Genomic DNA, 13,855 nt, shown 5'->3' with positions numbered 1-13,855 from the left:
ATGACCGATCACTTGTCTTTAGGAAAAACGGTGCCGAGGTTGCGCCAGTTTTCGTTGGACGCCTGGGCATCCTTGTTCCAGTCCGGATAGGTGCTCATCATGTCCGGCACCTGGGCCGGCCACCAGCAGGGGTCGGAGCAACCATACAGGTCGGCTTCCATCGGCTGGCACAGCGACGACACGCCGCCGAACGCGTCGATTTCCCAACCAGGATCGGTGGTCGAGGCGCAGCCGGCGACGGAGCTCATCGCCACCACTTCTTCGATTCGGTTCTCGGCCGCGGCCTGATCGAGTTTCTGGGCTTTGTTGTTGATTGCCTTGAGATGTTTCATATCAGTGAGCCTTGCGCGGAGTGATGTAACTGCTGATAAACGCAGGGTTGTGAGCCATGATCCGGGTGTAGACCTCGATGCCGAAGTCGACCCAGTCACGCATCAGTTCGCAGTAGTGGTAGGTCGGATGAGTCGGGTCGCCGTATCGGGCGTAGCTCTCGTGGTAGCAGCCGCCGGAGCAGAGATTGCGGATCTGGCAGTCTTCACAGCCAGTATTGGTACGGTCGAGCCGCTGGGACAGGAAGTCATTCAACTCGACCTGTTTCACCCCGCTGTGAACGTTGCCGAACGTCGGCAGGCTCGAACCGGTAAAGCGGTGGCACAGGTTCAATTCGCCCTTGTGATCCACCGCCAGCATCTTCAGGCCCGCGCCGCACGGCAGGGCTTTCTTGTGGCCCTCATGGATGTCGGTGATCAACTGGTGCAGGTTGGAGAACCCGATGTTGCGGTGCTCCAGTGCCGCTTCCAGGTAACGACGACCGAGCTTTTTCATGTTGGCGAAGACCTCGATCAGTTCGTCGCTGGAAAGGTTGAAGCTGCTGATATCACCGGACGTCACCGGAGCAAAACCGACCTCGGCAAATCCCAGTTCGTTGAACAGGTGGTCCCAGATGGTCTCTACATCGGTAACGCCAGTGGTCAGGGTCACCCGCGCGCCCACTGGACGGCTGTTGTAACGCGACAACAGCATCTCGGCCTTGCGCCGCACCACGTCATACGTGCCCTGCCCACCCACCGTGATGCGATTGCGATCATGCACGGTCTTCGGCCCGTCGATACTCACCGAGAGCCCGAAGCGATGGGCGTTGAGGTAGTCCACGGTGTCTTCGGTGAGCAACGTGGCGTTGGTGGTCATGACGAACTCGACGAACTTGCCCGCCTCGGCAAACCGCTTTTCACAGTAGTCGACCATGTACTCGATCAGCTTGCGGTTGCTCAGCGGCTCTCCCCCGAAGAACACCACAGTAAAACGCTCTTCATCGGGGGATTCGCGCAGCAGCATTTCTACCGAAGCGACCGCCGTTTCGACGTCCATCTTCTTGCCCGCCGAGGGCTTGTCGAGGTCTTCTTTGTAGCAGTAGGTGCAGCTCAGATTGCAGCCCGTGTTGACGTTGAGCACCACGGTATTGATTGCGGTGCGCTCCACCCGTTTGGTACCGATGTCCGGCGACAGCGGTGAGCCGTCGCTGACCAGTTCCAGGGAGATCAGCTCACGCAGGGTTTCGGTGATTTCTTCGCCGTTGAAGCGTGCGGCCAAGCGTTGGATCAGGTCGTCCGATGAACAGCCGGGACCGCGCAAGGTGTCGATGATGGTGCCCGTCAGCTCATCGCTGGCGAACAGCGAGCTGCTGGGAATGTGGAACAGCATGCGGTCGGCGTCGACATGCACTTCGTGCAGATTGCGTTCGACCAGATTCAAAATAGCGCCCATTGCAAACCTCCTGTGCAAGCCCCGATTCACGAGGCCTGCGGTCATTCCGAAAAGTGTCTGGAACCGCTACAAACAGCCAACTTATGGAATGGGTGGATTGTTCCAGCGTTGCACGGTGACGATCATGTGGCCTTCGCCGGTCAGGGATTTCCCTGCGTCGTCGACGGCGGCGATCACCTTGAGATTGCCGGCATTGTTGGTGGACATCTTGCGCTGCGGGTTCGGCCCGGCATCGCCTGGGGTGAACACACCGGTATCGGCCTGCATGGTGCCGGCAAACTTGACGTCTTCATCCTCTTTGGCACGGTCATCGAAAGCCTCGACCTTCCATTGCGCAGGGAATACGCCGATGCGATAGGGCTTGCCGTCAGCGCCCTTGCCCCAGGCTTCGGCATCGAAACGGCCCTGGACTTTTGGCGTCGAACCACCGCCCTCGCCGATCCGCGCCACTGAAAATTCGGGCACGACTTTGACTTCAGCGATCTTGCTATAGACCGACAGTGTCGGGCCTTTCAGCGTGCCGAGCGCGACGTTGCGCAGGCCCGGTTGCGCATTGGCAGCGGCCTTGATCTTGACTCGCAGGCGCTCCGGACTTTGCTCAAGCACCTGAACCACTTCCACGCCTTTACCAAAATCCGGTTTGCCGGTCAGGCCGCTGCCGATCAGGGTAACTTCGGTTTCGCTGCCCGCCTTCAGATACCCCGGCTGCACGGCCAGCAAACGCTTGGAGCCCTGTTTGGCGGCGACAAAGTCCAGGCCCCGCTCGTCGTGCTCGGCCTCGAACATCCGACCCTGCATGGCGTTGCCCTGGGCGGCGAACACCTGACGCATGACTACGCCATCGATGGTCACGTTGCCGCGCCATTCGTAACCGGTGTAGAGAATCGCACTGCCATCGCCGTTGAACGGGCTGCCGTCGGCATACTGACCTTTGACGTTGACCTTGAACGTGTCGCTGCCATCGGCAGTCACGCTCATGACGCCAGCCAGTTCGCCTTTACCCGGCAGGTGCCCGCTGAAGCTCCAGTCGCCGACCAGCGCCTCGGCTTTCGGCGCGCTTTCCACCCATTTCTTCCAGGCCGGGTTGTCCAGCGAATAACGCTTGGCCAGCAGCGGCACCATCTCTTTGCGGGCCAGATCGAACCAATCGCGGTCGCGGGACAGGGCCTGGTATTCGAGGGACGGCCATTGGCCGAGGTGGAAGTTCACCAGGCGCTCCCATTCCTGGGCAGGTCGACGCTGCAGGGCAACCCGCGCACCGGAGTGACAGCGGCCACACATCTGGCTGGTCTGGTCGTCGAACTTCTCGACGGTATTGAGCCGTCGCTCCAAGGCATAACGCACACCATCGGTCTCACTGGGCGCCAGGCCTTGGGTGTCAGCCAGGTATTTGACGAGGGTCCGGCGATCGTCATCGCTGATCTGCACACCATGCATGACCTGCATCCGGGCAATACTCATCAGCCAGCCTTCCGGCGTTTTGCGCTGGTGGCTGATACGGCTCAGGGCGTTATCGGCTTCGGGGATGTGACAGCCCTGACAGGTTTCCCTGAGGATGGTCTGGGCGTCGCGAGCTGCCAGGCTGTAAGGCGAATGCAGCGCTACACAGGCCGCCACGGTCAACAGACTGGCGCTCAGGCCTGATCGGAGTTTTCTCTTCATCAACGTCGAACCTCCCACGGTGCTTTCTTATTTTTGTGGCTTATCGTTTTTATGGTTTCTGCCGTCGGCGACAAGCCGCTGACGGAGGCAAGAGAAACGTCTGCGATGAGCAATACACGGAGCGTGCCAGCTTAACGAACAGCATTTAAATCAATGAGTTATAGGAATATCTTGGCTTTTCTACGCATCAGAACGAGATGACCTGCGTCTTATATCGCGACAGCCGTTGCAGTCTGAGACAAGCATAGGTGCCCCCGGCTGGAATACTTCATGGCCAGCGGCAATGTTCAAGTACACACGCAATGGCTCGCCGTCTCACCGATGTCGCGATTTGCGACAAAACCACTGGGTGCCATTTTCTCCTTTTATCGCTCAACCCCCGCCAACAAGGGGCCTTGGCCCGTTCCCGGTACTTGGCACAGCCATTGCCAACCTTGGAGAGATCCACGTTCTCACGCACAACAAGAGGTCTCATCATGCCCCTGCCTAATCTGCTTCCCGCCACCTCGGCCTTCGTCCAACGCGCCCCACGCATGCTCATCGGCGGCGACTGGGTCGAGGCCGCGGACGGCCAGACCATGCCCCTGCACAACCCGGCCACGGGCGAAGTGTTATGCGTGGTGCCACGGGCCACGCCCGAGGATGTCGACCGTGCAGTGCTCGCCGCCCGTCAGGCGTTCGACGATTCGGCCTGGACCCGCACCCGCCCTCGGGAACGGCAGAACCTGCTGTGGAAACTCGCCGATCTGATGCAGCGCGACGCCGAACTGCTGGCGCAACTCGAATGCCTGAACAACGGTAAGAGCGCGGCGGTGGCGCAAGTGATGGACGTGCAGCTGTCTATCGATTTCCTGCGCTACATGGCCGGTTGGGCCACCAAGATCGAAGGTTCCAGCGTTGACGTGTCGCTGCCGCTGATGCCCAACGATCAATTTCACAGTTTCATTCGTCGCGAAGCGGTGGGCGTGGTCGGGGCCATCGTCGCCTGGAATTTCCCGCTGCTGCTGGCTTGCTGGAAACTCGGTCCGGCCCTGGCCACCGGTTGCACCGTCGTGCTCAAACCTGCCGACGAAACACCGTTGACCGCGCTGAAGCTCGCCGAACTGGTGCTGGAAGCCGGTTACCCCGAAGGCGTGTTCAATGTGGTCACCGGCACCGGTGTCACGGCGGGCTCCGCCCTGACTCATAACCCGTTGGTGGACAAGCTGACGTTCACCGGCTCCACCGCCGTGGGCAAGCAGATCGGCAAGATCGCCATGGAATCCATGACCCGGGTCACCTTGGAGCTGGGCGGCAAATCCCCAACCATTGTGATGGCCGACGCCGACCTGAAGACCGCCGCAGCGGGCGCCGCCAGCGCGATCTTCTTCAACCAGGGCCAGGTCTGCTGCGCCGGGTCCCGGCTGTATGTGCAACGCAAGCATTTCGACAATGTGGTGGCGGACATCGCCGACATCGCCAATGCGATGAAACTGGGCAATGGCCTGGACCCCAGTGTCGCAATGGGCCCGCTCATTTCCGCACGTCAACAGGAGCGGGTTTATGGTTACATCGAAAAAGGTCGGGAAAGCGGCGCGACCATCGCTTGCGGCGGTGAGCAATTCGGCCCAGGCTTCTTCGTCAAGCCCACGGTGATTGTGGATGTCGATCAGCGGCATTCATTGGTACAAGAGGAAATCTTCGGCCCGGTGCTGGTGGCGATTCCGTTCGATGACGAAGCCGATGCGCTGCGCCTGGCCAATGACAGCCCTTATGGCCTTGGGGCGAGTATCTGGTCGAATGACTTGGCGGCGGTGCACCGGATGATTCCGCGGATCAAGTCGGGCTCGGTGTGGGTCAACTGCCACAGCGCCCTGGACCCGGCATTGCCGTTTGGCGGCTACAAGATGTCGGGGGTCGGGCGTGAAATGGGGTATGCGGCGATCGAGCATTACACCGAGTTGAAGTCGGTGTTGATCAAGTTGTGATTGGCGGCGTTCTTTAGACCGCTATCGCGAGCAGGCTCGCTCCCACAGTGGATATTCGGTCGACGCAAAACCATTGTGGGAGCGAGCTTGCTCGCGATAGGCCAGCCCAGGCAGCCCAATGTCAGGGCTTGAACCCCTGCCCCGACAACCAGCTCCGAACCATCCTCCCCTGCTCCACCGTCAACCCCTCCAACACACGCTCGGCTGGCTCGCTGCGCAACCGTCGCACCAAGGGTGCCAACTCCACGCCTTGCAGATGCCAGATACCGAGCGGCTGATCCGCCGTGATCACCACCTCGGCCTCCTCCACGAAGCCATCGCGCAATACCGGTGCCCGCTCAACCCTCAACGTGGCGTAATCCCCCTCGGCGTGGGCGACTTCAGCATCCGGCCACTGACGCCGCGCCAGCCAGAACGGCTGGTCCGGCCAACGCTGCTCATCGGCATAAAAATCCCGCCCGATGCGCGCAAAACGCAAAAACAGCTGCTCGACCCGCCGCTGATGAAAACGCTGCGCCAGCAACGCCCGCTCAGGTTTGCGCAACAGCGTGTTGACCACCGCAGGCGCCTGCAACGCCGAAGACAACGACTGAAAAATGCCATTACCCGACAGTGGATCGACCGCCATGGCCGCGTCCCCTACCCGAATCCAGTTATCGCCACAGACGTGGGGACACAAAATCGCCGTGCTGCTGCGGGCATGCAAATGCAGTCCGGTTTCCGGTTCACTCCCGAAAAACTCCCGGGCCAATGGCGAATCCTGGCGGCGCTGCCGGCAGTGATCGAGCAGCAGCGCCTTACCCGGCAACTCGGCACTGGCCACGTCCACCGTCCATTGCCAGTAACACTGACCGTCAGCCCGACGCGCCATCCAGGCCCAGCCGTCCCCAAGGCTTTCCACGGCACTGGCGGTGATACCCGACGCGCCTCGCCAGCGATTGAGCAAACTGACCGTCTCCGGCCCCCGCAGCCCTTTGCCAAGGGCCGGTGCCTGACGTCCGCGAGCGTCCACCAGAAAATCCGCGAGCAGCGCTTCGCGCCCTTGCAGTTCGATTCGATGCCCCGAAGCGTGCGACTGCACCGTCAGCACTCGGCCTTCGATCAACTCGACGCCGGCCAGCCGCAAATCCTCGCGCAAGCCTCGATCGAAGCTCGGACGGTCCAGCAAAAACTCAATGTTCTGCGCATGCCGCTGACCGTTCCAGGACACCTGCCGTTGGGAAGGCTGCGCCGCGTCCGTCAACGCCTGATGCAGCCCCGCGCCCCGCAACGCATCCAGCACCCGTGCCGAAACCCCTTCCAGCGCCGCGAAGCGCCGCCACTCGCTGACCAGCGTTACGGGTAGCCGAGCCGCCGCAGCCCCAGGGCCACCGCAGCCCCCGCAGGCCCCGCGCCGAGAATCACAATCGGCTTCATGGGCCGACGCGCCGTTCAGGGCCGTGATAACAGGCGTTTCTTTGCAGCCATTCGACAATTTGCGCGTTGCTCGCCTCGGGATTTTCAACGAGAAAACTCGCAATGTGTCCGCTCAATGCCGCACAGCCCAGGCTTGCACCCGACTGCCCCGGGTGGGTGCCGTGAACACACGCGGCGAAATCTGCCTGGGCGCTGTCGAGCCACGACCATTGCTGTTCGGTACAACGCGCATCGCCGGTCACCCGTAGCACTTGCGGATAATTCGCTGGGAACACCCCTTCGCCTTGGGCCGGGCTGGACGCACACAGCAAAACACCCCGCGCCACCGCCGCGGCACAGGCCTCACGCAACAGGCTGCGATCCTGCCGAAGACCGAGGCTCAGGTTGATCACCCGCACGTCCTGCGCCACCAGCCAATCGATAGCGGCAGCGATCTGCAAGGCGCTGGTGATGCCTCGCTGGTCGAACACCTGGGCGATGCAAAAAACCGCCGCCGGCGCTCGTCGGCCGATGGCCTCGATTACCGCGCTGCCATGACCCAGCGGATCGTCGCGTAAATCGCTTTCGGCCAGTCCATCCTCCAGCAGCGAGAACCGTCGACCGGCAATCACCCGCACTCGTTGCGCGGCTGAATGACCGCTGTCCACCACCCCAATCCGCAGCTCAGGTTTCATGCTGCACCGATTTTGACGTGAGCACGCCATCCAGCAGTTCAAAGCGCAGATCGGCATCGGCCAGGGTCGACGGACGATGGCTGATCAGAATTCGCGTGCGCCCGGCGAACAGCCGGTCGATGGCCTCGATCACTTCGCGCTCGGTGGCTTCGTCGACCGCCGACGTCGCTTCGTCCAGCACCAGGATCAACGGATCCTGCAACAGCGCCCTGGCGATGGCGATGCGCTGTTTCTGTCCGCCGGACAACTGTTGGCCACGCTCGCCCAAAGGGCTGTCGAGACCTTCGGGCAGTGACTCGATGAGGCTATCGAGCTGAGCCAGCCGCGCCACCTCGGCGATGGCCTGGCGGCTGGCGTCCGGGACGGCATAGGCCAGGTTGTCCGCAAGGCTGCCGCGAAACAGCACGATGTCCTGACTGACCACGGCAATGCGCCGACGCAGCTGGAACAGGTCCAGTTCCCGCAGATCGACCTCCCCCAGCAAAACCCGGCCGGATTGCGGATCATGGTGCCGTTGCAGCAGATCGATCAGGGTTGATTTACCGACACCGGAGCCGCCGCTCAAGGCGACTTTCAAACCGTAGGGAATTTGCGCTTCAACGCCACGCAGGGTCGTCGCGCGACCGGGATGGCTGAAGTGCACGTTATCGAAACGCAAATCGCCAGAAACCGGCATCGGTTGGGGTGTAACCGGAGTGAGGACGGTTGGCTCTTCACCGCGCAGTTCCATGACCCGCCCAAGGCTCACGGTCATCCGCTGAACCGCGACATAGAGCCCGAGCAGGCTCTGGACCGGGCCCACCGCCATTCCCAGATAGGTCGAAAACGCGATCAGCGCGCCCAACTGCCAAGTCCCTTGCACCACCCAGTAACCGCCAATCAAAAATACACAGGCCCGCGACAACGACGTCAGGGTGCCGGGCACCGCCTGTGTGAAGAACTCGGTCACTTGCAAGCGCAAGAGCTGGCTCATGTACCCCTGGCCCAACGTTTCCAGGCGCCGTGCTTCGCGCCGTTGCTGGCCGGCGGACTGGATGAACTTCATCACCGGCAAGGTCTCGACCATGAATGAGGACATGTCCGCCGAACGCTCGCGCAACTGCCGGACATCGCGCTCGACCTTACGGCGCATCCAGCGTAGCCAGAGCACGTCGATCGGAATCAGTACCAGGGCCAACAACGAGAGTTTCCACGACAAGGTCACCAGCATCGCCACGGCGACCACCAGACCGATCACGCTCGACACCGCGGAGAACAGCGAGTCCACGGCGAAACGCTGGATCTCCGCGACATCACCATCGAGGCGCGACATCAGATCGCCGATTCGCCGCTGGCCGTAGAAACCCGGCGAGAGCGTCTGCAAATGCCGATAAAGGTCATCGCGCAGGGCAAACAGAATCCGTCCGGACAATCGCGTGTGCAGATATCGATTCACGCCCGACAGTGCCGTGCCCAGCAACCCGGCGGCCATCATCAACCCGGCGATCAGCACCAGCATCGTAAAGTTGCGCGCCAACAGACCATCGTCGATCAGCAGCTTGGTCAGCCAAGGTTGCACCAATACCAACGCCGAGGCGCAGGCCGACAGCCCGAGCAGCCCGGCAATCGCCAGCCGGTGCGGACGCACGAAGCCGTAGAGCCAGCGCAACGCCGCTTGCTGGGCCGCAGGGTTCTGGCTGTCGATCAGCCGAACGATCAAACGCAGCATCACGAGCGCAGCTGTTTAAGCTTGCGATACAGGGTCGCGCGGCTGATGCCCAGGGCTTCGGCGGCGGCCGAGACATTACCTTGGTGCGTGTCCAGGGACTGACGAATCAATTCCAGTTCATGCTCTCGAATACTGCCACTTGGAGGGCGCTCGCCGGCGGTGAGCTCATCGAGCGTGCTGTCGGGCAAATGGTCGAGGGTTAACACAGTCTCCCCCGGTTCACGCATGGCCAGCGCGGTGCGCAAGACCATTTCCAGCTGGCGGATGTTGCCCGGCCAGTGATAGCCGCCGAGCAACCGGTTCAAATCGTCATGCAGGACTACCGTCGGCGCATCGAGCTTGGCCAGCAAACGGTCGACCAGGCCAGTGAAGTCGTCGCGCTCGCGCAGGGCCGGGAGCATCACGCTGATGCCGTTGATTCGGTAGAACAGATCCTCGCGAAAGTGTTTGTCTTCCACCAGACGCTTGAGGTCGCGATGCGTGGCGCAGATCAGCGCGATGTCGATGTCTTGCTCTTCGCCAGCGCCCAGCGGCGCGACTTTGCGGTCTTGCAATACCCTGAGTAAACGGGCCTGCAAGGCCAGCGGCATGTCGCCGATTTCATCCAGAAACAACGTGCCGCCATGGGCCTGCTGCAGACGCCCGACCATGCCGCCCCGGCGCGACCCGGTAAAGGCACCCTCGCGATAGCCAAACAGCTCCGACTCGATCAGGCCTTCAGGGATTGCCGCGCAGTTCACCGCCACGAAAGGTTTGTCGCAGCGCGCTCCAGCCGTATGCAACGCTCGGGCGATGACTTCCTTACCGGTGCCCGTTTCGCCCTGCAGCAACACCGGTAATTCATTGGCCAGACCCTGGCGAGCCATGCGCAGCGCCCGGGCATAACGGGCATTGTTGCCGGCCAGGGATTCTAGATCGGGTTGTGGTTTAGCGCTTTTAGCTGGGGTGCGCGATACCGTGCTGACGTTAATCGAGCGCTGCGGTGCCCGCAGGGCTTTGTAGAAAAATTCACCCTTGGCGGTTTGCAGGCTGCCGACGCCGCCCTGATGCAGACGCGATAACAGCTGCAGGCCATCGACACCCAGGAAATCTTCACAGCGCCGCCCCACGAGCGCCGAACGCTCGGCGTGAAGCAACTGACACGCCTGGGCGCTGACCGCGAGAATCTGCCCCCCGAGACTCACCGCGAGCAAGCCCTGCCAAGGGGATTCGAGGTACTGCCGACGGCTGTGGAAGGCGAGAACGATCTGGTCCGGGTAACAGGCATTGAACACGCGACTTTCGATCTGGCTGACGGCCATGGTCAGCAACGCGGTGCTGTCGTGAACACGGCCGAGCGGGCCTTCGCGGGTCAGGTCAAGGACGCCGAGGATGTCGCCCTGCGGGCAATGGATAGGCACCGAGGTGCAGGAAAAATCAGTCAGACGGTCAAGGTAATGTTCGCCGCAATCGATCATCGTCGGTCGGGCTTCCACCAGTGCGGTACCCAGGGCGTTGGTGCCGCGCACCGCTTCGCTCCAGCAAGCCCCCAGCGTGATGTCTTGCAGGCCACTGCCTTTGAAACGGTCGGCGTGCCCTTCGGCTGCAAGGATGGTGGCGTCGGAATTGGCGAGGATGATGAGCCCTTCCTTGCCCTGGCGTTCGGCCAGATAATCGATGGCCGGCATCGCCGCATCGATCAACAAGCGATTGCTCTCCAGCAGCACATCAAGGCTGGCGTTCGACTCCAACGCCAGTTCTTGCTTGGCATTGAAATGCACGCCATGGCTGAGGCTGCGCCGCCACGACGCATCGATTTCCGCACGCAATACGCCATCGGGGACGGTGCCTTCGAGGTGCAGCTTTTCCCGGGCCAGCCGTGCTTCGCGATGAAGTTTGGGATGAGTTGTTTTTATCAGCATCAGCAAGCGCTCCGGATCGGTCCGCCCTGCGCCCTTCTGAGTTCAGCGCTTTGTTGCCATCTTTACGTTAACGTCAGGGCATTGGCAAGTGCCTTACGGCGTTTGTGCTTGATCCTAGGCGGGGTGCTCGCTTCTCGGTCGCTCCTCCTCGCATTGAATACGCAGGGCACTGGTTCGGTGATATCAAGACCAGCTGCACCTCATCCTCGGTTCCGGATTTGCGGATCAAGGACCGTTCGAACTGCTAAGGCTGCGCATTAAGTTGTCGCTTCCAAAACTGCGACTACACTCGGTCTTGCTGGCCAAGAAGGATCGACGGCAGCGTGAGTTTTCGTTGGTCCCGTTGAATTATCTGAGACAAGGAGCAGTCATGACTTCGCTAGACTCAATTGAGCAAAGACAAATCAATCTTACCCACGCGTACGTGGTGAACAATGCGGCGTTGGCCTCGCCGGATTGGCAAAACATGAAGAAACCTTCGCCGACCCAGGTCAAAGACAACATTCTTACGCGCCTTAACGGCTCCAAGTTTGGTGGCGGCTATGACGTAGCCTGGGGACCCGCCCTGGTCCCGGATGGCGAGCATGTGGCCCACATCACGGTGGTGTTGGTCGGCGGGCAGGACAAAAACGACATTGTGGTGGTGACGAGTGGAACCCTCGCCGATTCGGTCAAGGATCAGATAGATGATCTTGATATTTCTTCAATGGTGCCGCTGCAGAGCCTCATCAAGAACTGCCCGGTGCCGGCACACCTGGCGCAGGGAACTGCGGAAGGTGTAAAGGCGATATTGGGTCAGGAATCGACAATCGGTTTCCAGGGCACACTTTGCGATTTTCTGGCGGAACAGCGCAGTGGGGCAACGATCCGGTTGGTCGGGCATAGCCTCGGCGGTGCCTTGATGTCGGTTCTTGCGCTTTATTTGAAAGATAAATTCTCGAACTTTAATTTCCGTTGCGAAACAATTGCTGCACCAACGGCCGGCGACGGTGTTTTTGCAAGCTATTTCAATAAGCAAATGGCCGGCAATGCGCTACGCATCTACAACACGCTGGATGTCGTTCCGATGGCCTGGTGCGCAACCTCTCTCGACTTCTCCTTGACGCTTTATGAGCCGACCAATGTCATCGATGAAAAAATGAAGGGACTGGTTTGCTCCAATATCGATACCGTCACCCGTAATAACTCCAACTACACGCAATGGGGCATGGGCGGCGCAAACATGGAGCTGCGGCTCTGTGGAGAACTTCAATCCCCGTGCCCTAGCTATGAAGCGCAATCGGGCTACCAGCACATCTACGAATACATGACGCTGCTGGGGCTGCAGCTGGGTGATATTCCGATGCCGGCGCCGTCTGGCAGCTAGCGCGCAGCCTCGACGATCAGGTGTCGACTTGCAATTGTCGGCACCTGTTCGGCAAATCACAGAATTGCAATTCGCCTTTTTGTCGCCCGCTTTTTTTCAACCCGCAAACACTCACGAACCTAGGCGGACGGCACCCACTAACGTTACTGAGTGTCCGCGCATGGGATGACTCGTTTAACCACGCTTGCGATAGACATGCCTTGGATCAAAATTGAAAATATCACCACCATGTAGGTGAGTGAAACGACAATATCCCGCGCGCCTCCGGCTGGCAGTGACAGCGCCAAGGCTACCGATATGCCCCCTCGCAAACCTCCCCAGGTCAAAACGCGCCATGAACCGCTGGGTAAACGAAAGCGTCTTCCAAGCGCAGCAATAGGAACGCCTACCGTAAGCAATCGAGACAGCAAGGTAAGTGCTATTACCGCCAGCCCGGTGACGATCAGGGAGTTCGAGAACTGGATGAGAACCACCTCCAGGCCGATCAGTACGAACAAAACGGCGTTCAAGATCTCGTCTATCAGCTCCCAGAACATGTCCACATGTTTTTCAGTCTGCTCGGACATTGCGTAGGATCGTCCCTGGTTTCCGACGATAAGCCCGATGACTACCATCGCCAGGGGGCCGGACACATGAAGATGGTTCGCCAGCGCGTACCCACCTAGCACCGCAGCCAATGTGATCAAGATTTCTTCCTGGTAGCTGTCGATGCTTTTCAGCATCAAATAGGCTAGATATCCAATGGCTGCGCCTAGAAGCACGCCGCCACCGGCCTCTGTCAGAAGCAACTTCGATGCGCCCAACGCCGACGGTGCTTCGCCACTGGCTATCATCGCCACAATGAGTGAAAACAGCACAACACTGACTCCGTCGTTGAACAGTGATTCGCCCGCTATCACCAGTTCGACGCTTTTGGGAGCCCCGGCGGACTTCAGGATACCCATGACCGCTATGGGATCCGTGGGAGAAATCAGGGCACCGAATACCAGGCAGTAGGCAAGGGGAAGTTCCAGAGACGTTAGTGACAGAAGTAGCCACAGCCCATAGCCAATCAACAATGTGGAGGCTGTTGTACCTACTAGTGCCAGAGAAGCCACCTGCCACCGGTAAGAACGCAGCTGCGAAAGATCGACGTGCAACGCTCCAGCGAACAGTAGTAAGGAAAGCATCCCCTGCATGAGCAGTTCGGAAAAATCGATCGATTCCACCAACGATTGCTCAAGCGTGTGGAGTGCATGAAAACCCATCGCATCCAACGCCATATTCAGCACAGAGAGGCCCAGCGCAATGCCCATGACACCAATCGCTGGCGGCAGCCCAACATAACGGCGATTGAGGAAGGCAAGAACCGCCGTGATACTCACAAAGACAGCAACGATATCCAGCATTCGATAATG

The 13,855-nt window shown here is 60.3% G+C and carries 9 protein-coding genes and 1 pseudogene; 2 read left to right on the top strand and 8 right to left on the bottom strand.

The annotated features are described in order from the left end of the window. Window positions 1-8 precede the first annotated feature (8 nt). From qhpC to peaA, 3 genes are all read right to left on the bottom strand, one after another. Complete coding sequence (gene qhpC, locus J3P76_RS11010) at window positions 9-332, bottom strand: quinohemoprotein amine dehydrogenase subunit gamma (RefSeq protein WP_007933151.1); 324 nt, start codon at window positions 330-332, stop codon at window positions 9-11. A 1-nt stretch (window position 333) separates the two neighbouring features. Continuing rightward, complete coding sequence (gene peaB / locus J3P76_RS11005; protein ID WP_434606170.1) at window positions 334-1,764, bottom strand: quinohemoprotein amine dehydrogenase maturation protein; 1,431 nt, start codon at window positions 1,762-1,764, stop codon at window positions 334-336. An 81-nt stretch (window positions 1,765-1,845) separates the two neighbouring features. Further along, window positions 1,846-3,426, bottom strand: coding sequence for a quinohemoprotein amine dehydrogenase subunit alpha (peaA, locus tag J3P76_RS11000; RefSeq protein WP_434606172.1), 1,581 nt, complete (start codon window positions 3,424-3,426; stop codon window positions 1,846-1,848). 476 nt (window positions 3,427-3,902) lie between these two features. Between peaA and J3P76_RS10995 the strand changes: the two genes are divergently transcribed. Beyond that, window positions 3,903-5,393, top strand: a complete 1,491-nt coding sequence (locus tag J3P76_RS10995; RefSeq protein WP_420763626.1) for an aldehyde dehydrogenase family protein — start codon at window positions 3,903-3,905, stop codon at window positions 5,391-5,393. A 121-nt stretch (window positions 5,394-5,514) separates the two neighbouring features. Here J3P76_RS10995 and qhpG read toward each other — a convergent pair. The 4 genes and pseudogenes from qhpG to J3P76_RS10975 all read right to left on the bottom strand — a co-directional run bounded on the left by qhpG (window position 5,515) and on the right by J3P76_RS10975 (window position 11,095). Further along, window positions 5,515-6,809, bottom strand: a pseudogene (qhpG, locus tag J3P76_RS10990) (flavin-dependent monooxygenase QhpG). Next, on the bottom strand, window positions 6,806-7,483 hold the full coding sequence (gene qhpE / locus J3P76_RS10985; protein ID WP_420763624.1) for a subtilisin-like serine protease QhpE: 678 nt from the start codon (window positions 7,481-7,483) through the stop codon (window positions 6,806-6,808). The pseudogene qhpG and the gene qhpE overlap by 4 nt, the downstream one beginning before the upstream one ends. Further along, a complete protein-coding gene (locus J3P76_RS10980; RefSeq protein ID WP_434606178.1) occupies window positions 7,473-9,191 on the bottom strand; it encodes an ABC transporter ATP-binding protein in 1,719 nt (572 codons plus the stop codon). Before J3P76_RS10980 ends, qhpE begins: the two co-directional genes overlap by 11 nt. Further along, window positions 9,191-11,095 (bottom strand): sigma-54-dependent Fis family transcriptional regulator, encoded by a 1,905-nt coding sequence (locus tag J3P76_RS10975; RefSeq protein WP_434611597.1) that lies wholly within the window; start codon window positions 11,093-11,095, stop codon window positions 9,191-9,193. The genes J3P76_RS10980 and J3P76_RS10975 overlap by 1 nt, the downstream gene beginning before the upstream one ends. Before the next feature lie 367 nt (window positions 11,096-11,462). Between J3P76_RS10975 and J3P76_RS10970 the strand changes: the two genes are divergently transcribed. Next, on the top strand, window positions 11,463-12,458 hold the full coding sequence (locus J3P76_RS10970; protein ID WP_434647926.1) for a lipase family protein: 996 nt from the start codon (window positions 11,463-11,465) through the stop codon (window positions 12,456-12,458). A gap of 143 nt (window positions 12,459-12,601) precedes the next feature. Here J3P76_RS10970 and J3P76_RS10965 read toward each other — a convergent pair whose 3' ends face one another. Beyond that, window positions 12,602-13,846 (bottom strand): cation:proton antiporter, encoded by a 1,245-nt coding sequence (locus J3P76_RS10965; RefSeq protein ID WP_434606181.1) that lies wholly within the window; start codon window positions 13,844-13,846, stop codon window positions 12,602-12,604. Window positions 13,847-13,855: the final 9 nt, after the last annotated feature.

The organism is Pseudomonas sp. D1-36 (assembly GCF_051132205.1).
Taxonomy (GTDB): domain Bacteria; phylum Pseudomonadota; class Gammaproteobacteria; order Pseudomonadales; family Pseudomonadaceae; genus Aquipseudomonas.
The sequence above is the reverse complement of the archived record's forward strand: the minus strand, read 5'-3'. Positions and strand labels throughout refer to the sequence as shown.